The sequence below is a fragment of the Enterobacter cloacae complex sp. 2024EL-00214 genome, assembly GCF_043945575.1.
Taxonomy (GTDB): Bacteria; Pseudomonadota; Gammaproteobacteria; order Enterobacterales; family Enterobacteriaceae; genus Enterobacter; species Enterobacter cloacae_P.
Genome location: NZ_JBIMRC010000007.1, coordinates 101,184 through 126,344, shown reverse-complemented (window position 1 = coordinate 126,344; position 25,161 = coordinate 101,184). Strand labels below are relative to the sequence as shown.

At 55.0% G+C, this 25,161-nt stretch carries 17 protein-coding genes and 1 pseudogene; 5 read left to right on the top strand and 13 right to left on the bottom strand.

Annotation, left to right across the window (positions count from 1 at the left end):
• Positions 1 to 481 precede the first annotated feature (481 nt).
• Together malT and ACHHZ6_RS10355 are read left to right on the top strand one after the other, a co-directional pair.
• Positions 482 to 3,187, top strand: coding sequence for an HTH-type transcriptional regulator MalT (malT, locus tag ACHHZ6_RS10360; RefSeq protein ID WP_395122185.1), 2,706 nt, complete (start codon positions 482 to 484; stop codon positions 3,185 to 3,187).
• A gap of 118 nt (positions 3,188 to 3,305) precedes the next feature.
• Positions 3,306 to 4,459 (top strand): annotated as a pseudogene (locus tag ACHHZ6_RS10355) (IS481 family transposase).
• A gap of 79 nt (positions 4,460 to 4,538) precedes the next feature.
• Here ACHHZ6_RS10355 and ACHHZ6_RS10350 read toward each other — a convergent pair.
• Genes ACHHZ6_RS10350 through glpE form a run of 3 tightly spaced genes read right to left on the bottom strand, consistent with a single transcriptional unit; the run spans position 4,539 to position 6,530 of the window.
• Positions 4,539 to 5,297 carry a DeoR/GlpR family transcriptional regulator gene (locus ACHHZ6_RS10350; RefSeq protein WP_182272909.1) on the bottom strand — a complete coding sequence of 253 codons (759 nt, stop codon included), beginning with the start codon at positions 5,295 to 5,297 and terminating at the stop codon, positions 4,539 to 4,541.
• A 16-nt stretch (positions 5,298 to 5,313) separates the two neighbouring features.
• Positions 5,314 to 6,144 carry a rhomboid family intramembrane serine protease GlpG gene (gene glpG, locus ACHHZ6_RS10345; protein WP_182272910.1) on the bottom strand — a complete coding sequence of 277 codons (831 nt, stop codon included), beginning with the start codon at positions 6,142 to 6,144 and terminating at the stop codon, positions 5,314 to 5,316.
• Positions 6,145 to 6,197: 53 nt separating this feature from the next.
• The gene (glpE, locus tag ACHHZ6_RS10340) at positions 6,198 to 6,530 is read right to left on the bottom strand and encodes a thiosulfate sulfurtransferase GlpE (RefSeq protein WP_182272911.1); all 333 of its coding nucleotides are present in this window, start codon (positions 6,528 to 6,530) and stop codon (positions 6,198 to 6,200) included.
• A gap of 188 nt (positions 6,531 to 6,718) precedes the next feature.
• Between glpE and glpD the strand changes: the two genes are divergently transcribed.
• Complete coding sequence (gene glpD, locus ACHHZ6_RS10335; RefSeq protein ID WP_182272912.1) at positions 6,719 to 8,227, top strand: glycerol-3-phosphate dehydrogenase; 1,509 nt, start codon at positions 6,719 to 6,721, stop codon at positions 8,225 to 8,227.
• Positions 8,228 to 8,839: 612 nt separating this feature from the next.
• On the opposite strand, the gene glgP is transcribed toward glpD, so the two are convergent.
• From glgP to asd, 6 genes are all read right to left on the bottom strand, one after another.
• On the bottom strand, positions 8,840 to 11,287 hold the full coding sequence (gene glgP / locus ACHHZ6_RS10330) for a glycogen phosphorylase (protein ID WP_182272913.1): 2,448 nt from the start codon (positions 11,285 to 11,287) through the stop codon (positions 8,840 to 8,842).
• An 18-nt stretch (positions 11,288 to 11,305) separates the two neighbouring features.
• Positions 11,306 to 12,739 carry a glycogen synthase GlgA gene (gene glgA / locus ACHHZ6_RS10325; protein ID WP_182272914.1) on the bottom strand — a complete coding sequence of 478 codons (1,434 nt, stop codon included), beginning with the start codon at positions 12,737 to 12,739 and terminating at the stop codon, positions 11,306 to 11,308.
• Complete coding sequence (glgC, locus tag ACHHZ6_RS10320) at positions 12,739 to 14,034, bottom strand: glucose-1-phosphate adenylyltransferase (RefSeq protein ID WP_182919062.1); 1,296 nt, start codon at positions 14,032 to 14,034, stop codon at positions 12,739 to 12,741. The genes glgA and glgC overlap by 1 nt, the downstream gene beginning before the upstream one ends.
• Before the next feature lie 17 nt (positions 14,035 to 14,051).
• Entirely contained in the window at positions 14,052 to 16,025 is a 1,974-nt protein-coding gene (glgX, locus tag ACHHZ6_RS10315) for a glycogen debranching protein GlgX (RefSeq protein ID WP_395122184.1), read from the bottom strand.
• The gene (glgB, locus tag ACHHZ6_RS10310) at positions 16,022 to 18,208 is read right to left on the bottom strand and encodes a 1,4-alpha-glucan branching enzyme (RefSeq protein ID WP_182272917.1); all 2,187 of its coding nucleotides are present in this window, start codon (positions 18,206 to 18,208) and stop codon (positions 16,022 to 16,024) included. The genes glgX and glgB overlap by 4 nt, the downstream gene beginning before the upstream one ends.
• Positions 18,209 to 18,444: 236 nt before the next feature.
• Positions 18,445 to 19,548, bottom strand: a complete 1,104-nt coding sequence (asd, locus tag ACHHZ6_RS10305; RefSeq protein ID WP_182272918.1) for an aspartate-semialdehyde dehydrogenase — start codon at positions 19,546 to 19,548, stop codon at positions 18,445 to 18,447.
• A 177-nt stretch (positions 19,549 to 19,725) separates the two neighbouring features.
• On the opposite strand from asd, the gene yhgN reads away from it, so the two are divergent.
• Positions 19,726 to 20,319, top strand: coding sequence for an NAAT family transporter YhgN (yhgN, locus tag ACHHZ6_RS10300; protein ID WP_014833576.1), 594 nt, complete (start codon positions 19,726 to 19,728; stop codon positions 20,317 to 20,319).
• 401 nt (positions 20,320 to 20,720) lie between these two features.
• Positions 20,721 to 21,167 (top strand): hypothetical protein, encoded by a 447-nt coding sequence (locus tag ACHHZ6_RS10295; RefSeq protein WP_182272919.1) that lies wholly within the window; start codon positions 20,721 to 20,723, stop codon positions 21,165 to 21,167.
• Between the two features lie 110 nt (positions 21,168 to 21,277).
• Here the strand turns inward: ACHHZ6_RS10295 and gntU are convergent, their stop codons facing one another.
• The 4 genes from gntU to ACHHZ6_RS10275 all read right to left on the bottom strand — a co-directional run bounded on the left by gntU (position 21,278) and on the right by ACHHZ6_RS10275 (position 25,057).
• The gene (gntU, locus tag ACHHZ6_RS10290; RefSeq protein ID WP_182272920.1) at positions 21,278 to 22,618 is read right to left on the bottom strand and encodes a gluconate transporter; all 1,341 of its coding nucleotides are present in this window, start codon (positions 22,616 to 22,618) and stop codon (positions 21,278 to 21,280) included.
• Between the two features lie 3 nt (positions 22,619 to 22,621).
• Complete coding sequence (gntK, locus tag ACHHZ6_RS10285; RefSeq protein WP_182272921.1) at positions 22,622 to 23,149, bottom strand: gluconokinase; 528 nt, start codon at positions 23,147 to 23,149, stop codon at positions 22,622 to 22,624.
• Between the two features lie 126 nt (positions 23,150 to 23,275).
• Positions 23,276 to 24,271, bottom strand: coding sequence for a gluconate operon transcriptional repressor GntR (gene gntR / locus ACHHZ6_RS10280; RefSeq protein ID WP_152082572.1), 996 nt, complete (start codon positions 24,269 to 24,271; stop codon positions 23,276 to 23,278).
• A gap of 90 nt (positions 24,272 to 24,361) precedes the next feature.
• A complete protein-coding gene (locus ACHHZ6_RS10275) occupies positions 24,362 to 25,057 on the bottom strand; it encodes a pirin family protein (protein WP_395122183.1) in 696 nt (231 codons plus the stop codon).
• Between the last annotated feature and the right edge of the window lie 104 nt (positions 25,058 to 25,161).

Genomic DNA, 25,161 nt, shown 5'->3' with positions numbered 1-25,161 from the left:
CGGGGATGAGCATAAAAGTGTGATCAAGGCCACTCTGAGAGCATAGTTTGAGTGTGCCCTGAAGGGAAAAAGATAACCGGGGAGAGTGTCAAAAAAATGAAATGCGGTTTCGTAAAAAATTAATACGCGTGGAAATGATTACTTACGCAGAATAATATTTCTGCCATTGGGGCCTCTCTCAGAACACTATTAATCCCTCTCAACTTTACCGAAACTTTATTAACTTTGGCGTCATTATACCTTTATGAAACCAGTTTCAGCGTACCCGCACTGAATGTACGTAATCCAGCATCCACGCGGCATTCGGGCCATTCTAAAAAGTTCCGGTTCCAGGTGGAATGTTTTGTGACAGAGTGCAAATTCACAGCCACAAAACCCAGACATAACTTGCAATAGTTCTCTTTCTGGCCGACCTTATAGCTATTAATTACGAAGCGCAAAAAAAATAGATTCCCTCGTTCCCCACAGTGAAGTGAAAACTATGTTGATTCCGTCAAAATTAAGTCGCCCGGTTCGTCTTGACCATACAGTGGTCCGCGAACGTCTGTTGGCTAAACTTTCCGGCGCGCATAATTTCCGACTGGCGCTGGTTACGAGCCCTGCAGGTTATGGAAAAACAACGCTCATTTCGCAATGGGCCGCAGGTAAGAGCGATCTTGGCTGGTACTCCCTCGACGAGGGCGATAACCAGCAAGAGCGTTTTGCCAGCTATCTGGTTGCCGCCATTCAACAGGCAACCAATGGACACTGCACGACCAGTGAGGTAATGGTGCAAAAGCGCCAGTACGCCAGTCTGTCCTCGCTTTTTTCACAGCTGTTTATTGAACTGGCCGAATGGCATCGTCCGCTGTATGTGGTGATTGATGATTATCATCTGATCACCAACCCGGTTATCCACGAGTCGATGCGTTTCTTCCTGCGCCATCAGCCGGAAAACCTGACCCTGGTCGTACTGTCGCGTAACCTGCCGCAGCTGGGTATTGCCAACCTGCGCGTACGCGATCAGCTACTGGAAGTGGGTAGCCAGCAGTTGGCCTTTACCCACCAGGAAGCCAAACAGTTCTTTGACTGCCGTCTGACCTCACCCATTGAGGCCTCCGAAAGCAGCCGCCTGTGCGATGATGTTGCAGGCTGGGCCACAGCGCTGCAGCTGATTGCCCTGTCTGCCCGGCAAAACAAAAGCCCGACGCATCAGTCTGCGCGTCGCCTGGCGGGTATTAACGCCAGCCATCTGTCCGATTATCTGGTGGATGAGGTACTGGACAGCGTCGATCCTTCTACCCGTAATTTCCTGCTAAAAAGTTCCCTGCTGCGTTCCATGAACGACGCGCTGATTGTGCGCGTGACCGGCAGCGAGAACGGCCAGCTCCAGCTCGAAGAGATTGAACGTCAGGGCCTGTTCCTGACGCGCATGGACGATCCTGGCGAATGGTTTAGCTATCACCCGCTGTTTGGCAGCTTCCTGCGCCAGCGTTGTCAGTGGGAGCTTGCCGTCGAGTTGCCGGAGATCCACCGCGCTGCCGCCGAAAGCTGGATGGCGCAAGGTTTCCCGAGCGAGGCAATCCACCACGCGCTGGCTGCCGGTGATGCCAGCATGCTACGCGATATCCTGCTCAACCATGCATGGGGCTTATTTAACCACAGCGAACTGACGCTGCTTGAAGAGTCATTAAAAGCCCTGCCGTGGGAAAGCCTGCTGGAGAACCCACGTCTTGTGCTCCTGCAGGCCTGGCTGATGCAAAGCCAGCATCGCTACAGCGAAGTGAATACCCTGCTGGCGCGCGCCGAGCAGGAGATGGAAAGTGAAATGGATATCACGCTGCACGGTGAATTTAACGCGCTGCGCGCACAGGTGGCAATTAACGCGGGTGACCCGGAAGAGGCGGAGCGCCTGGCGATGGTTGCTCTTGATGAGCTGCCGCTGGCAAACTTCTACAGCCGCATCGTTGCCACCTCAGTACACGGTGAAGTCCTGCACTGCAAAGGTGACCTGACGCGTTCCCTGTCGCTGATGCAACAAACCGAACAGATGGCACGTCGCCATGATGTCTGGCACTACGCGTTATGGAGCCTGATCCAGCAAAGTGAAATTTTATTTGCTCAGGGGTTCCTGCAAGCCGCCTGGGAAAATCAGGAAAAAGCATTCCAGCTCGTTCGTGAACAACATCTGGAACAGCTGCCAATGCACGAGTTCCTGTTACGTATTCGCGCTCAGCTGCTGTGGGCGTGGTCGCGTCTGGATGAGGCAGAAAGCTGCGCCCGCCAGGGTGTTGACGTGCTCTCAGGTTTCCAGCCACAGCAGCAGTTACAATGTCTCGCGCTGTTGGTGCAGTGCTCGCTGGCACGCGGGGATTTGGATAACGCCCGCAACCACCTTAACCGCCTGGAAAACCTGCTCGGTAACGGCCAGTACCATTGCGACTGGGTTTCGAACGCCGATAAGGTACGGGTCGTTTACTGGCAAATGACCGGCGACAAAAAATCTGCCGCCAACTGGCTACGCCAGACGCCTAAACCGGCATTCGCTAACAACCACTTCCTGCAAAGCCAGTGGCGGAACATTGCCCGCGTGCAGATCCTGCTCGGTGATTTTGAACCAGCCGAGATTGTGCTGGAAGAGCTGAATGAAAATGCCCGCAGCCTGCGTCTGATGAGCGATCTAAACCGTAACCTGCTGTTGCTTAATCAGCTCTACTGGCAGGCTGGGCGTAAAAATGATGCCCAGCGAGTGTTGCTGGAAGCATTGCAGCTGGCTAACCGCACCGGGTTTATCAGCCACTTTGTGATTGAAGGCGAAGTGATGGCGCAACAACTGCGTCAGCTTATTCAGCTCAATACGCTGCCAGAGCTGGATCAGCATCGCGCACAGCGTATTCTGCGTGAAATTAACCAGCATCATCGCCACAAGTTTGCGCACTTTGATGAGAACTTTGTTGAACGCCTGCTGAATCACCCTGAAGTGCCGGAACTTATCCGCACCAGCCCACTCACCCAGCGTGAATGGCAGGTTCTGGGGCTGATCTATTCAGGCTACAGCAATGAGCAGATTGCCGGTGAGCTGGCGGTGGCGGCAACCACCATCAAAACGCATATCCGCAATTTGTACCAGAAGTTGGGTGTGGCACATCGTCAGGATGCCGTACAACATGCGCAGCAATTGCTGAAGATGATGGGGTACGGGGTTTAAGGTCTGTTCGGCCTGATGCCCTCACCCCGGCCCTCTCCCACTGTACAGTCCGGGGACATAGTGAACACTTGTTCGGGGACATGGTAGACACTTACAACTAAGGCATAAGAACCCGTTTATGGAGTCACTTATGCCCTGGGATGCGAGAGATACCATATCATTACGTACCGAGTTTGTTTTGTTTGCCTCGCAGGACGGGGCGAACATCCGTTCCCTGTGCCGTCACTACGGCATTTCGCCTGCCACCGGCTATAAGTGGCTTCAGCGCTGGGCTCAGGAAGGCGCATCCGGCCTTCTGGACCGGCCCCGTATACCTCATCATTCCCCGAACCGCTCATCTGATGACATCACAGCTCTGCTGCGCATGGCACATGACCGTCATGAACGCTGGGGCGCACGCAAGATTAAGCGCTGGCTGGAAGACCTGGGGCACTGCATGCCCGCTTTCAGCACCGTCCATAACCTGATGGCCCGCCACGGTCTGCTGCCGGGCGTTTCACCGGGCATTCCGGCCTCAGGGCGGTTCGAACATGATGCGCCCAATCGCCTCTGGCAGATGGATTTTAAGGGACACTTTCCCTTTGGTGGTGGCCGCTGTCATCCGCTCACCCTGCTGGATGACCACTCCCGCTTTTCCCTGTGCCTGGCACACTGCACCGATGAACGGCGTGAGACCGTACAGCAGCAACTGGTCAGCGTGTTTGAACGCTACGGTCTGCCGGACAGGATGACGATGGATAACGGAGCGCCGTGGGGCGACACCACCGGCATCTGGACGGCACTGGAGCTGTGGCTGATGCGCCTGGGTATCCGGGTGGGGCACTCCCGGCCATATCATCCGCAGACACAGGGCAAGCTGGAGCGTTTTCACCGCAGCCTGAAGGCGGAAGTGTTGCAGGGGAAGTGGTTCGCGGACAGCGGTGAACTGCAGCGTGCATTTGAACACTGGCGCACCGTCTATAACCTTGAACGACCGCACGAGGCGCTGGGTATGAACGTTCCGGCCTCCCGGTATCAGCCGTCCGCACGGCAGTACAACGGCAACACAATCCCACCGGAATACGATGAGGGGGTGATGGTCAGGAAAGTCGATATCAGCGGGAAGCTGAGCGTGAAAGGAGTCAGTCTGAGCGCAGGCAAGGCGTTCAGGGGGAACGGGTAGGGCTGAGGGAAACACAGGAAGACGGCTGTTATGACGTGTGGTGGTACAGCACGAAAGTGGGGGTGATCGACCTGAAGAAAAAGTCGATCACCATAGGTAAAGGATGTTAAAAAGTGTTCACCATGTCCCCGAACACCTGTCTACCATGTCCCCGGACCGTACACCCACAGGGAGAGGGAGAAAGGCTTTTCAACACAACTCTAACTGCAGATTATTATCCTTAATCACCTGCATCACGCCTGCTGGCGGCATCACGTCGGTATAGACCGCATCGACCATACTGATACTGCCCATATTCACCATCGCGTTACGACCAAACTTGGAGTGATCCACCACCAGCATGACATGACGTGAGTTTTCAATAATGGCCCGCTTGGTGCGCACTTCGTGATAATCAAACTCCAGCAACGAGCCGTCGCTGTCGATACCGCTGATCCCCAGGATGCCGAAATCGAGGCGGAACTGAGAGATAAAATCGAGCGTCGCTTCACCAATAATACCGCCGTCACGGCTGCGCAATTCGCCGCCCGCGAGGATGATGCGGAAATCATCTTTCTGCATCAGGGTATTCGCCACGTTCAGGTTGTTGGTGACCACGCGCAGGTTCTCGTGTTCCAGCAGCGCATGGGCGACCGCTTCCGGCGTGGTGCCGATATCAATAAACAGCGTCGCACCGTTCGGGATCTGGCTTGCCACTTTACGGGCAATGCGCTCCTTCTCTGCCGTTTGCGTTGCTTTGCGGTCATGCCAGGAGGTGTTAACCGAGCTGGACGGCAGCGCCGCGCCGCCGTGATGGCGCAGAATACGGTTTTGATCGGCCAGGTCGTTCAGGTCACGACGGATGGTTTGTGGGCTGACGGCAAACTGTTCCACCAGCTCTTCGGTACTGACGTATCCCTGTTTTTTTACCAGTTCGATAATGGCGTCATGACGTTGTGTTTGTTTCATCAAATATCCCTGGAAATTATGTTCGTTTTCGCGCATGAAGCGTATCGGCAAAGGCCATCGCCAGCCCGACGGCCAGCCCGGTAACGTGCGCACCGTTGGCGATAGACATGCCAAACAAATCAAACCATCCGGCAATTAACCATATTAATGCAAAGGTTATCAACCCGCGTTGCAAATAGATACCGCTGGCAGGATCGCGCTCGCCTCTGAGCCAGACGTAGCCCATCAGGGCATATACCACACCAGATAAACCGCCAAACCACGGGCCGCTGAATTTGTGCTGCACATAGCCGCTTAACAAGGCACTGATAATTGTAATAACAATCAGTTTGCCACTGCCCAGACGCTTCTCCACGGCACCGCCGAGATACCACCACCACAGCAGGTTGAAGAGAATATGCATCACCGAGAAGTGCATCAGCGCATGGGTAAAATAGCGCCAGACATCAAATTCCAGCGAGGGATCATACGGCCACGCCAGGGCGATCATCACGCTCTGGTCGCCCACCACATTCATAATAATGAAGACGATAATGCAGGCGGCCATCAGTAGCAGCGTAAACGGGCCTGCGCGCTCGCGAATGGTGGCAAGGAAAGGAAAACGACGGTAGTGCAACCCGCTGCCGGTCTGGCCGGACTGCCAGCTTGCCGCCAGATAGCGCGGATCGCCAGGGTTCTCCAGGAAACGCGCCAGCTCTGCATTCACTCGTACGGCCTGACTCTCGTCCGCCAGCCAGACGTCGGTCTGAGTATGTTGTTGAATGGTCAGGATGACGCCCTGCGTCGCCATATAATCGACAAACGCCTGGGCGACGCGCGGGTTGGTAAAAGAGGTGATCATCAACATGAGCAGCGGTCGCTTATTTCCACACAAAGGGGAACAGTATAGAGCGAATGGTTTTAGCCGCCAAACGCGTGCTCAACTTCTGCCGGGAAATGACGATGCCAGGCATCGAAACCACCATCGACACTGTACACCGCGTCGTAGCCCTGCTGGAGCAGATACTGCGCCGCCCCTTTACTGCTGTTGCCGTGGTAGCACATCACCATTACCGGCGTGTCGAAGTCGTTATCACGCATAAACGCACCCAGCGTGTCGTTGGTGAGGTGGAACGCGCCCGGCGTGTGGCCCATCGCAAAACTCTGCGGATCACGGATATCCACCAGCACCGCCGTTCCCTGGTGCATCTTCTGATGGGCTTCTTCTACGTTAATACATTCAAAGTGATCCATGGTGTTCTCTTTACATTGGTCAACGGCACTATTTTACCCCGTAGTGTACGTCCTGGCGGCAGGTAAACGCCATTATGTTATCCATATCACTCTAAATTGTTTTTTTGATGTTACCAAAAGCGCGTTCCTTTGCTATTATGAGCGATATCGAACATTTTTGAGCTTTAACGAAAGTGCGTGAGGGTGACATGGAAACCAAAGATCTGATTGTGATAGGCGGTGGCATCAACGGTGCCGGGATTGCGGTCGATGCCGCAGGACGCGGATTATCCGTACTGATGCTGGAAGCTAACGATCTCGCCTGTGCGACATCGTCCGCCAGCTCAAAACTGATCCATGGTGGCCTGCGCTACCTGGAACACTACGAATTCCGCCTGGTCAGTGAAGCACTGGCCGAACGTGAAGTGCTGCTGAAGATGGCTCCGCACCTGGCGATCCCAATGCGCTTCCGCCTGCCACACCGTCCACACCTGCGTCCGGCATGGATGATCCGAATTGGTCTGTTTATGTACGATCACCTGGGGAAACGTACCAGCCTGCCAGGTTCGAATGGTTTGCGTTTTGGCTCAGAATCGGTACTTAAGCCTGAAATCGTGCGCGGATTCGAATATTCCGACTGCTGGGTGGACGATGCGCGCCTGGTCCTGGCCAATGCGCAGATGGTAGAGAGGAAAGGTGGCGAAGTGAAAACCCGTACCCGCGCCACCGCTGCCCGTCGTGAAAACGGCTTGTGGATTGTCGAAGCGGAAGACGTGGACACCGGCGAGAAGTTCAGCTGGAAAGCGCGCGGCCTGGTGAACGCCACCGGTCCGTGGGTGAAACAGTTCTTTGACGAGGGAATGCACCTGCCTTCACCTTATGGTATCCGTCTGATCAAAGGCAGCCACATTGTTGTGCCTCGCGTGCATACCCAGAAACAGGCCTACATTCTGCAGAACGAAGATAAGCGCATTGTGTTTGTGATCCCGTGGATGGACGAATTTTCCATCATCGGCACCACCGACGTGGAGTACAAAGGCGACCCGAAAAACGTCGAGATTGACGAGAGCGAAGTGAACTACCTGCTGAAAGTGTATAACGCGCACTTTAAGAAACAGCTGGCACGTAATGACGTGGTCTGGACTTATTCCGGTGTGCGTCCGCTGTGTGATGACGAATCTGACTCACCGCAGGCTATCACCCGCGACTATACGCTCGATATTCATGACGTAGACGGTCAGGCACCACTGCTGTCGGTGTTTGGTGGCAAACTCACCACTTACCGTAAACTGGCCGAACACGCGCTGGAAAAACTGGTGCCGTACTACAAAGGTATTGGCCCGGCATGGACGAAAGGCGCGGTACTGCCTGGTGGTGATATCGGTGGCAACCGCGATGATTATGCCGCGAAACTGCGTCGTCGCTACCCCTTCATTACTGAATCAATGGCGCGCCATTACGCCCGCACCTACGGTAGCAATACCGAATGGATCCTCGGGGAAGCGAAAGAGATTGCCGACCTGGGCGAACATTTTGGCCACGAGCTGTATGAAGCCGAGCTGCGTTATCTGGTCGAACATGAATGGGTTCGCCGCCTGGATGATGCCATCTGGCGTCGTACCAAAGAAGGGATGTGGCTGGATGCCGAACAACAGTCTCGCGTTGCACAGTGGCTGCTGCAAAACGCGGGGAAGCGTGAGTTGTCGTTGGCGTCGTGATGTAAATTAGTGCGGCCTCTCCCATCAGGAGATGGCCGCAAACAGTAAAAACGGCAACCTCGGTTGTAATGCCAGACAGTTAAGCGACACCAGGGCACTTTGTTATTTCAGTGGTATCGTTCCGTTCACTCAGACATTCCTGCTACCTGCATAATCCGCTGCGGTGAACGTGTTAAGGGGGCTATCGCGCCCCCTTAACCTTCTTCATCGCCTGAATGTGGCACGGATGTTGAGTCCCCGCTGAAATCGGCGAACCAGAGACCGGATGACAAAGGCTGGACGCCAGGGATGGCGGCCAGAGGCGAAACGAGACAGGACAAAATTGCCGGGAGCAATTTTGAACAACGCTTGCGTTGGCCCCGAAGGGGCGAGTCCCAGGGATGGGACGAGTAATCTTGAGTCGAGCCGACCGCAGGCAGCGGGTCGGGAGGTGAGCGCAGTGCGAAGCACCGATTTCTCTGCGGGGCCGCGGGGATTGATAAGGGGGCCGCGGTGGCCCCCTTATCCCGTTCACAGGTTGTGAGCGTATTATTTTCTGCAGATATTAAGGTGAACGGAATTATCCACAGTGCTTAACTGACCAGCATTACAACTTGTGTTGCCGTTTTGTTTTTACAACCGTACCGGATCAATATGCCAGATAGTCTCGGCATACTCCTTGATGGTTCTGTCCGACGAGAAGTACCCCATATTGGCGATGTTGTGCATCGCGGCACTGGTCCACTTCTCCTGGTGACGGTACAGTTCGTCCACCTTGTCCTGGCAATCCACATAACTGCGATAATCCGCCAGCACCTGATAGTGATCGCCAAAGTTAATCAGCGAATCCACCAGGTCACGGTAGCGGCCCGGCTCTTCTGGGTTGAACAATCCGGTGGCGATCTGCGTCAGCACCTGGCGCAACTCATCGTCCTGCTCGTAACACTCACGCGGCTTGTAGCCCTGCTTGCGCAGTTCCTCCACCTCTTCCGTTGTATTACCGAAGATAAAGATGTTATCCGCTCCCACATGCTCCAGCATCTCGACGTTAGCACCGTCCAGCGTGCCGATGGTCAGCGCGCCGTTGAGGGCAAACTTCATGTTACTGGTTCCGGACGCTTCCGTACCGGCCGTTGAGATCTGCTCAGAGAGATCCGCCGCCGGAATGATCAGCTGCGCCAGGCTCACGCTGTAGTTCGGGATAAACACCACTTTCAGCTTATCGCCAATCTCAGGATCGTTGTTCACCACCTTCGCGACATCGTTGATGAGGTGAATTATGTGTTTCGCCATGTAATAGGCAGAAGCCGCCTTACCGGCAAAGATTTTCACGCGTGGTACCCAGTCCAGCGTCGGATCGGCCTTGATACGGTTGTAGTGAGTGATCACATGCAGCACGTTCATCAACTGGCGTTTGTACTCGTGGATACGCTTGATCTGCACATCGAACAGCGCTTTTGGGTTAGCCACCACATTCAGGTGCAGCGCAAGCCAGACCGACAGCCGCTTTTTGTTTAACAGCTTGGCTTCACGCACGGCTTTGTTCACCGTCGGGAAATCAATGTGCTGTTCAAGCTCGCCCAGTTGACCTAAATCCGTCCGCCAGGTACGACCAATGTTGGCATCCAGCACCTCAGACAACGGCTGGTTTGCCAGCGCCAGCCAGCGGCGCGGCGTAACGCCGTTGGTCACGTTGCAAAAACGCGTCGGGAAGATTTTCGCGAAATCGGCAAACAGCGACTGCACCATCAGGTTCGAGTGCAGCTCAGACACCCCGTTCACCTTGTGGCTGATCACCACCGCCAGCCAGGCCATACGCACACGACGGCCGTTCGACTCATCAATGATCGAGGTACGGCTCAGCAGGCCGGTATCGTTCGGATACTGCTCCTGCACCGTCTTGAGGAAGTAGTCGTTGATCTCAAAGATAATCTGCAGATGGCGCGGCAGAATTTTACCGAGCATATCCACCGGCCAGGTTTCCAGCGCTTCGCTCATCAGCGTGTGGTTGGTGTATGAGAAAACCTGACAGGTCACGTCAAACGCGTCATCCCAGCTGAACTTATGCTCATCAATCAACAGACGCATCAACTCAGGGATCGACAACACCGGATGGGTGTCGTTAAGGTGAATAGCGGTTTTCTCCGCCAGATTTTTGTAGGTTTTGTGCAACTGGTAGTGACGGTTAAGGATGTCCTGTACCGTCGAGGAGACAAGGAAATACTCCTGACGCAGACGCAGCTCACGCCCGGAGTAGGTCGAGTCGTCCGGGTAAAGCACACGGGAAACGTTCTCGGAGTGGTTTTTATCTTCCACCGCCGCGAAATAGTCGCCCTGGTTAAACTTACCGAGGTTGATCTCGCTACTGGCCTGTGCGCTCCACAGGCGCAACGTGTTGGTGGCATCGGTGTCGTAGCCTGGAATGATCTGGTCATAGGCCACCGCCAGGATCTCTTCGGTTTCAACCCAGCGGGACTTTTTCCCTTCCTGTTGAATACGCCCACCAAAGCGTACTTTGTAGCGCGTGTTGTGGCGTTTGAACTCCCACGGGTTGCCGTACTCCAGCCAGTAGTCCGGAGACTCTTTCTGACGTCCATCAACGATGTTCTGTTTGAACATCCCGTAGTCATAGCGAATACCGTAGCCACGCCCCGGCAGCGCCAGCGTCGCCAGCGAGTCCAGGAAACAGGCCGCAAGACGCCCCAGACCACCGTTACCGAGGCCCGGGTCGTTTTCTTCGTCAATCAGTTCTTCTAAATCCAGCCCCATCTCTTCCAGCGCGTTTTTCACGTCGTCATAAATACCGAGCGACAACAGCGCGTTGGAAAGGGTGCGGCCAATCAAAAACTCCATCGACAGGTAATAAACCTGACGCGTTTCTTGTGAGAGCTGGGCGCGGTTTGAGCGCAACCAGCGTTCGACTAAACGGTCACGCACCGCAAACAGAGTGGCGTTCAGCCACTCATGTTTGTTAGCAATGACCGGATCTTTCCCGATGGTGAACATCAGCTTGTAGGCGATGGAGTGCTTTAACGCCTCAACGCTGAGTGTTGGTGAAGAGTAGCTAAAAGGTGCATTCATATCAGTGACTCCGCCTCGTTACATCAAGCGTTGATAAAGATCGCGGTATGACTGCGCCGCAACGTGCCAGCTAAAGTCCATACCCATCGCCTGACGTTGAACGTAACGCCATAAGGAAGGGCGGGACCATAATACGAAAGCACGCCGAATCGCTCGTAGCAACGACCAGGCATTACTGTCTTCAAAAACAAACCCACTGGCGATACCATCCGCCAGGTTTTCCAGAGAACTGTCGGAAACCGTATCCGCCAGCCCCCCTGTACGTCGAACCAGCGGCAGCGTGCCGTATTTCAGACCGTACAGCTGCGTCAGGCCACAAGGTTCAAAGCGGCTTGGCACCAGAATGACGTCTGCACCACCCATAATGCGGTGCGAAAACGCTTCGTGATAGCCAATCTGAACCCCAACCTGCCCCGGATATTCCGCTGCGGCGGCAAGGAAACCTTCCTGCAACACCGGGTCACCCGCACCGAGCAGCGCGAGTTGCCCTCCCTGCTCCAGTAACCCCGGCAGGGCTTCCAGCACCAGATCCAGCCCTTTCTGGCTGGTCAGGCGGCTGACCACGGCGAACAACGGTACTTTGTCGTTCACCTTCAGGCCCATTGCAATTTGCAACTGGCGTTTGTTTTCGGCTTTGTCTTCGACCGAATCACGGCCATAGCGTGAAGCCAGCAGAAGATCGGTTTCCGGGTTCCAGATTTTTTCATCGACGCCGTTCAGGATCCCTGACAGGCGTCCTTCACGGTGTCGCTGGCTCAGCAGCCCTTCAAGACCATAACCAAACTGCGCCTCCGTGATTTCACGGGCATAGGTTGGACTGACCGCCGTAATGTGATCGGCGTAGTACAACCCCGCTTTCAGGAAGGAAATTTGTCCCTTAAACTCCAGCCCGTGTATGTTATAGAACGACCAGGGCAATTCGATGTCATTCATATGATGGGCATAATACATGCCCTGATACGCCAGGTTGTGTACCGTGAACACCGATTTGGCCGGGTGGCCGCGCGCCGCCAGATACGCCGGAGCAAGCCCGGCGTGCCAGTCGTGGGCGTGTACCACATCGGGACGCCAGAAAGGATCCAGACCGCTGGCCATTTCTGCGCCCACCCAGCCGAGCAGCGCAAAGCGCAGCACGTTATCCGGGTAAGCAAACAGGTTAGTATCGTGGTACGGACTCCCTGGGCGCTCATACAGGTGCGGCGCGTCAATCAGGTAAATTCCTACGCCATTGTAATGTCCAAACAGCAGGGTGATACGCCCGGCGAACGTCTCGCGGCGGGTAACAACCTGCGCATCAGGAATGCCACGTCGGATATCAGGAAAAGCGGGTAACACCACACGAGCATCAATACCGGCAGCAATTTGCGCCGCCGGTAACGCACCGATGACATCCGCCAGACCGCCCGTTTTTAACAACGGGAACATCTCTGAGCACACATGTAAAACCTGCATTATCGCTCCTGTTTGACCTGCAGTTTCCGCAGCATTTCTCGTGTCACCAACACGATCCCCTCTTCTGAGCGGTAGAAACGACGTGCATCCTCTTCCGCGTTTTCGCCAATCACCATGCCTTCAGGAATGACGCAGGCACGGTCAATAACGCAACGACGCAGGCGACATGAACGCCCTACCCAGACATCCGGCAACAATACTGCCGAGTCGATATTACAAAATGAGTTAACACGCACGCGGGGGAATAGCACGGACTGCACCACCACCGAGCCAGAGATAATGCACCCGCCAGAAACCAGCGAGTTCAGCGTCATGCCATGGCTACCGGAGCGGTCCTGGACGAACTTCGCCGGAGGCAACGATTCCATATGCGTGCGGATCGGCCAGTCCTGGTCGTACATATCCAGCTCAGGCGTGACGGAGGCCAGGTCCAGGTTCGCTTTCCAGTAGGCTTCCAGCGTTCCAACATCGCGCCAGTACGGTTCTGAACTCGGATCGGACTGCACACAGGACAGCGGGAAAGGATGTGCATATGCCATGCCAGCTTTGGTGATTTTCGGGATGATATCCTTACCGAAGTCATGGCTGGAATTTTCGTCCACGTCGTCGGCTTCCAGCAATTCATAAAGGTAATCGGCATCAAAGACATAGATACCCATACTGGCAAGCGATTTGGTGGCATCACCCGGCATTGACGGTGGGTTAGCGGGTTTTTCAACGAACTCAATAATTTTATCGTTCTCGTCCACCGCCATCACGCCAAACGCTTTTGCCTCCTCAACAGGCACAGGCATGCAGGCCACGGTGCAACGCGCTCCTTTTTCGACATGGTCAATCAACATGCGGGAGTAATCCTGCTTATAGATATGGTCCCCCGCCAGGATCACGATGTATTCCGCATGATAACGGCGAATGATGTCGAGGTTTTGTGTCACCGCATCCGCGGTCCCGCGATACCAGTTTTCACCGTGTACACGCTGTTGCGCGGGGAGCAAATCGACAAACTCGTTCATCTGTTCGCTAAAGAAAGACCAGCCACGTTGAATGTGTTGCACCAGCGTGTGGGATTGATACTGCGTGATCACACCGATACGGCGGATACCCGAGTTCAGACAGTTTGACAGTGCAAAATCGATAATACGGAATTTACCGCCGAAGTGGACGGCAGGTTTGGCTCGCTTAATTGTTAAATCTTTCAAACGCGTGCCGCGACCACCCGCAAGTATGAGGGCAACAGATTTTAATGGTAGCTGGCGCGCCAACATTAACGGATCGTTCTTATCTAATCTAACCATGACTAACTCCTTTTTTATCATCTCTGGAATACGCAAACTCCGTGCGCAGGCCCATGCCAGACTGCCATGACGACCGGATTATCCTCTCCGGCAAATGGGGGGATGGCATGCCATGCCCCACCAGGTAATACAAAATTAACCACATCCTGCGTGGCGTTTAACGTGATAAGCCAGCGTTCCGAAAGCAGGATTTGTAGACAGGGCATGCCGCTTTGCCACTCTTGTGCGCTCAACGGCTGAGCCTCTTTGTTCAACCAGACAACACTGCCATCGCCCTCTTCCCACCACTGGTTTGCCGTCAATGCGGGAATGGACTGACGAAGGCGGATCAACGCCGCCGTAAAATGCACCAGGCCGCTGTTTGCCTGCTCCCATTCAAGCCAGGTCAGGCTGTTGTCCTGACAATAGGCATTGTTGTTACCATGCTGACTGTGGCCGTGTTCATCGCCCGCCAGTAGCATCGGCGTACCTTGCGACAGCAGCAATGTCGTCAGCAGTGCATGCACGCTGTCGCGCCGTCGCTCAATGACGTCGAGGCTTCCACCTAATCCTTCTATACCATGATTAAAGCTATGGTTATTGTTAGTGCCATCGCGATTCTCCTCACCGTTCGCCTCATTGTGTTTCTGATTGAAACAAACGCAGTCGCGAAGCGTGAAGCCATCGTGCGCCGTCACCAGATTGATGGTGGCGGAGGGTAATTTACCGTCGCGTTTAAACAGGTCACTGGATGCGGCAAAGCGCCCGGCGAATTCACCCAGCGGTAAATTTCGCTCCAGCCAGAAGCGGCGCGAGGCATCGCGATAGTGATCGTTCCATTCGGCAAACATCGGCGGGAAATTCCCCACCTGATAACCACCTTCGCCAATGTCCCACGGCTCGGCAATCAGCTTCACCTGTGAGAGCACCGGACAGTTTTTTATCGCCTCAAACAGCGGTGCCTGCTGGCTGAAGGCGGGTGTACGTCCCATGACTGAGGCTAAATCGAAACGAAAGCCGTCGATGTGGAACGTTTCTACCCAATATTTCAGGCATTCATACGCATAATGCGTCACCGCCGGGTGGCTGAGATTCAGCGTATTACCGCAACCGGTCCAGTTGTAGTAATTGCCATCTTCTCTGATCCAATAATAGCTACGGTTATCAATTCCGCGCAGGGAGAGCGTGGGGCCATCAAGATCGCTTTCCGCGCTGTGGTTCAACACCACATCCAGGATGACCTCAATACCCGCTTCATGCAGCGCTTTCACCGCATCACGAAACTCATCCCGCGCCTTATCAGGATGCACTGCATAGCGCGGTTCAAGTGCGAACATCGCCAGCGGGTTGTAGCCCCAGTAGTTGCTCAGCCCAAGTCGTTGCAGGCGGGGTTCACTGACAAAATGTGCCACGGGCAGCAGCTCCAGCGCGGTGATCCCCAGATGCTTTAAGTAAGCGATCATCACCGGATGCGCGAGCGCCTTATAGGTCCCGCGGATCTCTTTGGGGATCGACGGGTGAAGATTCGTCAGTCCTTTAACATGAGCTTCATAAATGACAGTGCGGTCCCACGGCGTTCGGGGAGGCTCATCTCCTTCCCAGTCGTACAGTTCATTGACCACCACACTTTTTGGTGCGAGGGGTGCGCTGTCCCGGTGATCGGGTTCACCGTAGCCAATGTGTAACACTGGATCGTCGATCAGATGACCATCCACACGTTGGGCGCACGGATCGAGCAGCAACTTCGCCGGGTTAAACCAGTGTCCCTGTGAAGGCTCCCACGGACCGTGAACGCGAAAACCGTAATGCATCCCTGGCCGTCCACCGGCCAGGTAGCCGTGCCAGGTCTCCCCGGTACGCGACGGCAGGTCGTAACGGTGCTCGTTGCCTTCGCCGTCAAACACACAAAGTTCAACCCGCTCCGCATGAGCAGAAAAGAGGGTGAAGTTCACACCCTTTCCATCAAAATGCGCCCCGAGCGGTTCGGGTTGACCTGCCGTAAGTTGTGTCATTCCCCCTCCCGAACCAGCCAGATAGTACTCAGCGGCGGCAGCGTGAGGCTAATCGAGTTCGGGCGTCCGTGGCTTTCAATGGCATCACTCTGCACCAGACCGCCATTACCCGCGTTGCTGCCGTGGTAGTGCATGGAATCCGTATTCACGATTTCGCGCCATTTACCGGTCTGGTTAACGCCGAAGCGGTAATGTTCGCGCGTAACCGGCGTGAAGTTGCTGGCGACAATAATTTCATTGCCCGCTTTATCACGGCGCACGAAGACAAATACCGAGCGCTCGTGATCGTCCACCACCAGCCATTCAAAGCCGTAGGGATCGAAGTCGAGTTCATGCAGCGCTTTATGATGGCGGTAGGTCAGGTTCAGGTCGCGTACCAGGCGCTGCACACCGTGGTGCCAGTTGTCTCCGCCTTCCAGCAGATGCCAGTCGAGGCTGGCGTCATGGTTCCATTCGCGTCCCTGAGCAAATTCATTGCCCATAAACAGCAGCTTTTTGCCCGGGAAGGCAAACATCCAGCCGTAGTAAGCGCGCAGGTTGGCGAATTTCTGCCATGCATCGCCCGGCATGCGATCGAGAATGGATTTTTTACCGTGGACGACTTCGTCGTGTGACAGCGGCAGCATGAAGTTTTCGGTGTAGTTGTAGAGCATCCCGAAGGTGAGCTTCTCGTGATGGTACTTACGGTGAACCGGGTCGAGCTTCATATAGTCGAGCGTGTCGTGCATCCAGCCCATGTTCCATTTGTACCAGAACCCCAGCCCGCCCATTGACGCGGGTCGGGATACCCCGGCGAAGTCCGTCGACTCTTCCGCCATCGTCACCGCACCATCAACCTGCTCACCAATAATGCGGTTCGTGTTGCGCAGAAACTCAATCGCCTCCAGGTTTTCACGGCCACCAAACTCGTTCGGGATCCACTCCCCTTGTTTACGGCTGTAGTCGCGGTAGATCATCGACGCCACCGCATCGACGCGCAGGGCATCAATGCCAAAACGCTCAATCCAGTACAGCGCATTCCCGACAAGGTAGTTCGCCACTTCGCGGCGACCGTAGTTGTAAATCAGCGTGTTCCAGTCCTGGTGATAACCTTCACGCGGGTCGCTGTGTTCGTACAGTCGGGTGCCATCAAACTCAGACAGACCAAAATCGTCAGACGGGAAATGGCCAGGCACCCAGTCGAGGATCACATTCAGCCCGGCGGCATGTGCAGCATTGATGAAGTAGCGGAAGTCATCGCGCGTGCCGAAGCGGCGTGTCGGCGCATACAGCCCGGTAGGCTGATAGCCCCAGCTCCCGTCGAACGGGTGTTCGTTAACTGGCAACAGTTCCAGGTGGGTAAAGCCCATCCATTTAGCGTAAGGCACCAGCTGATCGGCCAGTTCACGGTAGCTCAGCCAGAAGTTGTTATCGGTGTGGCGACGCCAGGAACCAAGATGCACTTCATAGACGGAGATTGGCGCATCAAAGCGGTTGGCCTGCTTGCGCTCTTCGCTCTGGATAATCTTTTCCGGCAGCCCGCAAATCAGCGAGGCCGTATCCGGGCGCATCTGCGCTTCGAAGGCGTAAGGGTCGGCTTTAATCCGCAGCTTGCCGTGCGCGTCAATCATCTCGAATTTATAGAGCTGGCCGTTATGTGCGCCGGGGATAAACAGTTCCCAGATGCCGGTTTCGCGGCGCAGGCGCATCGGGTGACGACGACCATCCCAGTAGTTGAACTGCCCGACAACGGAGACGCGACGGGCGTTGGGGGCCCACACGGAAAAACGCGTGCCGGTGATGCCATCCATCGTATCAGCATGAGCACCCAGCGTTTCATAAGGTCGCAGATGGGTACCTTCAGACAACAGCCAGGCGTCCATCTCCTGTAAGAGAGGGCCAAAGCTGTAGGGATCATCAATCAGATTTTGCTGGCCGTGCCAGATAACGGCGAGCTGATAACGAAATGGGTTTTTACGACGGGGCATTACGCCAGAAAAGAAGCCTCGCGAGTCAATACACTCCAGGTTGCCCACTTTACGTCCGGTTTTGGGTTCAATCACCCAGACTTCTGTAGCATCCGGTAACAGTGCCCGAACCTCCAGTCCCACCTCTGTACGGTGCATCCCAAGCACAGAAAAGGGGTCGGCAAAATGACCCGCAATAAGCGCATTAATCACGTCTCTATCCACACGATCAGACATGGTATTCATCCTGTTTTTATGTCGCCCTTTTTAAGCGCGCCGGACGACTTTTAATGTGACCTGAACGGTGCAGCCTATCCTCTCTGCTCCGCCCTACCCTCAGGTGAGAAATCAATCTTCCTTAAAGCATAGCCAACGACGTTACTCCTCCAGATAAAAAATAAGACATCTACGCTTTACTCCATGTAGTACGCAAAAAAAGGGGGTGAAAATCACCCCCGGTAGTTAACACATTATTACGCCAGCTGGCGCAGCATGCGGCGCAACGGTTCGGCTGCACCCCACAAGAGCTGGTCGCCAACGGTGAAGGCGGACAAGAACTCCGGCCCCATATTCAACTTACGCAGACGACCAACCGGCGTGGTCAACGTGCCGGTCACGGCAGCCGGGGTCAGTTCACGCATGGTGATATCGCGATCGTTTGGTACCACTTTCGCCCACGGGTTGTGTGCAGCCAGCAGCTCTTCCACGGTCGGGATAGACACATCTTTTTTCAGTTTGATGGTGAACGCCTGGCTGTGGCAGCGCAGCGCACCGATACGTACGCACAGTCCGTCAACCGGAATGGTGTTCGCGGTGGCGAGGATTTTGTTGGTCTCGGCCTGGCCCTTCCACTCTTCGCGGGTCTGGCCGTTATCCAGCTGTTTGTCGATCCACGGGATCAGACCACCGGCCAGCGGTACGCCGAAGTTGTCGACTGGCAGCTCACCGCTACGGGTCAGTTGAGTGACTTTACGTTCGATATCGAGAATAGCGGACGCCGGGTTTGCCAGCTCGTGTGCGACGCTGTCGTGCAACTGGCCCATCTGGGTCAGCAGCTCACGCATATGGCGCGCACCGCCACCGGAAGCCGCCTGGTACGTCGCCACGGACACCCACTCCACCAGATCCTGCGCGAACAGGCCGCCCAGAGACATCAGCATCAGGCTGACGGTGCAGTTACCACCAACAAAGGTTTTCACCCCTTTGTTCAGGCCGTCGGTGATCACGTCCTGGTTAACCGGGTCGAGAATGATGATGGCATCGTCTTTCATGCGCAGCGAAGAGGCTGCGTCAATCCAGTAACCCTGCCAGCCGCTTTCACGCAGCTTTGGATAGATTTCGTTGGTATAATCGCCGCCCTGGCAAGTGACAATAATGTCGAGTGCCTTCAGCGCTTCCAGATCGAAAGCATCCTGCAACGTACCAGTGGTGCCGCCAAAGGAAGGCGCAGCCTGGCCAAGCTGGGAAGTGGAGAAGAAGACCGGGCGGATGGCGTCGAAATCGCGCTCTTCAACCATGCGTTGCATGAGTACAGAGCCGACCATACCGCGCCAGCCGATAAAACCAACGTTTTTCATAGCATTTTTTCCTGCAGAGGGTGTGTGCTGTTGTGCAAGCCAGTATTGAACTGGGATATGCTTCACATTACAAAATGCTGCCAAAGCTGCAAGCAAAATTAATCGATGATTGCCCGGCAATCAGAAAAAGAGCTAATCATCGGAATAACACTACTAAGTATCAGGGATAATTTAAAGATGAGTGAAATCATTTCCGCCGCGGTTTTGTTGATCCTGATTATGGATCCACTCGGAAACCTGCCTATCTTCATGTCCGTGCTGAAGCACACCGAGCCGAAGCGCCGTCGGGCGATCATGATCCGCGAGCTGCTCATCGCTCTGCTGGTGATGTTTATCTTCCTGTTTGCGGGCGAAAAAATCCTCGCATTCCTGAATTTGCGCGCTGAAACGGTTTCAATTTCCGGCGGGATTATTCTGTTCCTGATTGCCATCAAGATGATTTTCCCGAGTGCCGAAGGGGGCAGTAGCGGTCTGCCTGCGGGTGAAGAGCCGTTCATCGTACCGCTGGCAATCCCACTGGTGGCCGGGCCGACGATCCTGGCGACGCTGATGCTGCTTTCACATCAATACCCGAATCAGATGAGCCATCTGGTGATTGCGTTACTCATCGCCTGGGGCGGGACGTTTATCATTCTGCTGCAGTCGTCTTTGTTCCTGCGTCTGCTGGGTGAGAAAGGGGTGAACGCGCTGGAGCGCCTGATGGGGTTGATTCTGGTGATGATGGCAACGCAGATGTTCCTGGATGGCATTCGGGCGTGGATGAAGGGCTAGGTAAAAGCAAAATGGCCACTGCGTGACCATTTTTAATGTTTGCTCCCTCTCCCCGTGGGAGAGGGCCGGGGTGAGGGCAATCAGGCCGCACTCCTCAAAAATAATCCTTCGTTTTGCGAGCCGCCTTCCAGAGCCTCTCTTGCCACCCGATCGGCAAAGCAGTATCTTCTTGCCGCGCCTGCAAAATCAGGCGTCAGGATTAGCCTCCTGCCAGACTTCTTCGGTGACACAAGTATTTTTGTGTCGCGCGCTTAGCTACACTCCAAGGGTGGGCCGAGCGGGGGCGTCGCAAGACGCACCGGTATCCGAAGAGGCCGGTAAGGCTAACCCTGCTCGGTTCCGCCACCAGCGAGATTAGCCTCTCCAGTGGTGGATAAAAACTACTCTTTGGAGGCGGTCATATGACTACTACCCCTGGCTTTTCTCACTCTTTATTCACTACCCCATTCGATCACACTACCGATTTCACCGAACTGGCGGACAACTGCGAGCGATTCGTAGACGTGCTGGTTGAATGTGAAGATCCGGCACAAAAGATGGCGCTATGCGGACGGCTTTCCGCCTGCCTCGCCCTGCTCCAGCCAACGCTGCTTGAGCCTGTTCCTGAACATGTAAAAGCAAGCCTGACGGTGGATGACCTGCCGCTTGACGTGCCACTCTTCGAGCCGGAAAGCGATCAGCTTGGGCAATATTGCCAGCTGTTAACGCAGCTGCTGCTGAGCCGTACTTTGTCGGCGCGTGATGAGAGAATTGCGGGAGATTTATTGCAGGATCTTGTGGCGTTTTACAGCGGTACGCTGAAAGCGCCACGCTGGCTGCGAACTAATGAGGGTGTCGTGCAGTTGTAAATCCAACCTCTGCGGTCTGATGCCCTCACCCCGGACCGTACACCCACAGGGAGAGGGAGCAAACACTAAAAACGACAATCTAAGATTGTCGTTTTACTTTTACCCTGTAGTTAGCTCAGCAGCGTAAACGCAATCATCCCGACAATCGCACCCGTAGTGCCGAGGATGGTTTCCATCAGCGTCCAGGTTTTCAGGGTTTGCGCTTCGGTGGCTCCGGTAAATTTACCGAACAGCCAGAAACCAGCGTCGTTCACGTGGGACACCACAATCGAGCCACCTGCAATACAGATAGACAGCGCCGCCATCTGCGCACCGGAGTAGTTCAGCTGTTCAATCACCGGCATCACCAGACCCACGGCGGTTAAACAGGCTACGGTTGCGGAACCCTGAATGATACGCACCGCGGCCGCCAGCACGAAGCAGGTCACTGCAATCGGCAGGCCCATACCTGTCAGCGCTTCGCCCAGAGCCGGGCCCACGCCAGAATCCACCAGCACCTGCTTGAACACACCACCCGCACCGATCACCAGCAGAATGATGCCCGCAGGCTGCAGCGCGTGACCGCAGATCTCCATCACCCTGTCTTTCGGCATACCCTGACGCATCGCCAGGCCATAAATGGCGACCAGACACGCCACCAGGATCGCAGTGAATGGATGGCCGATAAACTCAAACCATTCATACGCGGTAGACCCTACCGGCACGAAACGCGCGGCGATGGTTTTCAGACCCACCAGCACCAGCGGCAGCAGGATCAACGACAGGCTGAAACCGAAGGACGGCATTTTACCTTCGCCCAGATGCGGCTCAGTAACGTCATCCGGAATGTGCAGCTCAACGTAGCGGCTGATAAAATTGCCCCACAGCGGACCGGCAATAATCATGCCCGGGATCGCCGCACACAGGCCAATCAGGATCATCCAGCCAAAGTCAGCGTGCATCTGCGACGCCAGCAGCATCGGGGCAGGCCCCGGCAGCAGGAACGCTGCGGCAGCGGCCACACCCGCAAACAGCGGAATGACCAGCTTCACCAGGTTGGTACCGGTATGACGTGCCATTGAGAACGCCACGCTAATCAGCAGCACCACCGCCACCTCAAAGAACAGCGGTAACGCACAAATCAGACCGGCCAGGCCAATCGCGTAGTGTGCGCGGCTGTGCCCGAACGATTTCAACATCCTGACGGCAATCTGATCGACTGCGCCCGTCTCATGCAAAATCTTGCCAAACATCGCGCCCAGCGCGACCACAATCGCCAGGAAACCCAGCGTGCCGCCCATCCCTTTTTCCATCGTCGCTGCGATTTTATCGAGCGGCATACCGGAAAAGAGACCTGCACCAATAGAAACCACCATCAAAGCAACGAAAGCATGCATACGCGCCTTCATCACTAAAAACAGCAGCAGCAACACAGAACCCACTGCTGTTAAAACAAGCGTTAATGTACTCACAACTTACTGCCTTTTAGTAATAACCCCGATGGTGCTGGCAACAACACCTTCCAGTGACTGATCGATATCAACCACTAAAACATCTTTCTCATCCGCACCCGGCTCCTGCAGCGCGTCGAACTGCGTCACCAGCATCTGGGTTTTGAAGAAGTGCCCTTTACGCGCCTTCAGGCGGCTTTCAATCACCCCGAAATCCCCTTTCAGGTAGATGAAAGAGAGGTTCGGATTACCGTCACGCAGCAGGTCGCGGTAGGTTTTTTTCAGCGCGGAACACACAATCAAAGAGACTTCGTTGGTGCGCTGCATCGCAAAGGCAGCATCGTTCAGCGCCTGCAACCACGGTTTGCGGTCGTCGTCGTTCAGCGGCTCGCCTGCGGCCATTTTCATGATGTTGCTGCGTGGATGGAGGAAGTCGCCATCAAGAAACGCGGCATGGAGTTGATGCGCCACTTCGCTTGCTACGGCAGATTTACCGCTACCGGAAACGCCCATCAGGACGTAAACGTGGTGATCATGATTAGTCGTGCTCAAAGGGTGTCCCTCAGTCAATTGTTACGGGTAACAGTTATCGGTAACATTGTCCTGCCGGGGCAAAAGAGAAGCAATATCCAAACGTGCGTGAAGTGAATAACTGTGAGCTACTTCAAATTTGTCAGCTCAAATAGATCCACCCGGTGACAAGGTGAAACCTAAATCTAACATTTTGGGGGTAACCACCTCACCACGAATGCGCGCCAGCAGGCGTTCTGCACCAATGCGGCCCATGCGTTCACGCGGTGTCAGGACGCTCGCCAGACGCGGTTCCATCACCTGGCCGATGTCATGACCGTGGAAACCGGCAATCGCCATATCGTCCGGGATCTTCAGCCCCAGACGCTGGCATTCGAACGCCGCACCAACCGCAAGGTCATCGTTGGTACAGAAAATACCGTCCAGTTGCGGGTACTCACGTCGTGCCTGGCGCATCAGTTCAATCCCCGACGTATAGGAGGACGATTGCTCCACCATTACGCTGTACGGGGTTAAATTCGCGTCGAGCATCGCCTGCTCGTATCCTTTCTGTTTGATGATAGTACGCTCATCCAGACGCGCCCCCAGGTAAGCCACATGGCGATGGCCGCGCGCAATGATCGCTGCCGTCATCTGGCGCGCCGCTTCGAAGTTATCAAAGCCAACGGCAATATCGAGGCACGGCGACTGGCTGTCCATCAGCTCCACCACCGGGATCCCTGCCACTTCAATCATCTTCAGCGTGCGTGGGGTGTGAGTACGTTCGGTTAAAATCAGGCCGTCGATGTTCCAGGAAAGCATCGATTCAAGACGTTCTTCTTCCAGTTCCGGCTTGTACCCGTAGTGAGCGAGCATGGTCTGGTAACCAAAGGCATCCGTCACGCTTTCAATACCGCGTAACACTTCGGCGAAAACCTGGTTGGTTAAGGAAGGCAGGAGGACGCCCACCGCACGGCTGGTCGCATTGGAGAGTATATCGGGTGCGCGGTTGGGGATATAACCCAGTTCATCAAGGGCTGCAGCAATCTTGCCACGCAACGCCACGGAAACCTGTTCCGGGTTACGTAAAAAACGGCTGACCGTCATTTTGGTCACACCAACGCGATCGGCGACATCCTGAAGTACGGGGCGTTTCTTTTTCATCGTCCTGAGAAATCTTGAGTGAGAGATTTGCTCAGTTTATCACGGACAAAGCTCAACCTTCCCCGTTTAAAGGGAAGGTTGAGCAATTATTTATACCGGAGGTAAATCAAACAGCAGAATTTCGCTTTCGCTGTCGGCATGTACAGACAGTGCCTGCTCATCCCAGATTGCCAGACCATCAGCTGTGGTGGCTTTGGTACCGTTAATGGTCACTTCACCTTTCACCACCTGGATCCACACGCGGCGGTTGGCGGCAATCTGATGCACAGACTGCTCGTCTTTCGCCAGTGCCCAGCGATACAGCTCCATATCCTGATGCACTTTCAGGGAACCTTCACGCGCATCCGGGGACAGCACCAGCTGTTTGCCCTGCTTCGCGTCGAAGCGACGCTGCTCGTAGCGCGGCGTAATGCCGGTTTCTTCTGGAATGATCCAGATTTGATACAGACGCAGACGGTCAGTTTTGCTTGGGTTGTACTCAGAGTGACGCACCCCGGTACCTGCGCTCATAATCTGGAACTCACCCGCCGGAACCTGCTCTTTGTTGCCCATGCTGTCCTGGTGCTCAACCGCCCCTTCCAGCACATAAGTCAGGATTTCCATGTCTTTGTGCGGGTGGGTACCGAAGCCCTGGCCTGCATCAATCACGTCGTCGTTAATCACGCGCAGTGCGGAGAAACCCATGAAGTTTGGGTCGTAGTAATCGGCAAACGAGAATGAATGCCATGAGTCCAGCCAGCCATGATTCGCGTGACCACGTTCGTTTGCTTTGCGTAAATAGATCATTGTTTTCACCCTCAGTGCGTTTCGATGGACTAAGTGTGGACGCAAACCGCCAGGGATCATAGAGGGTGAAAATTGACTCCTCTGTTCAAAAATTGTGAACAAGT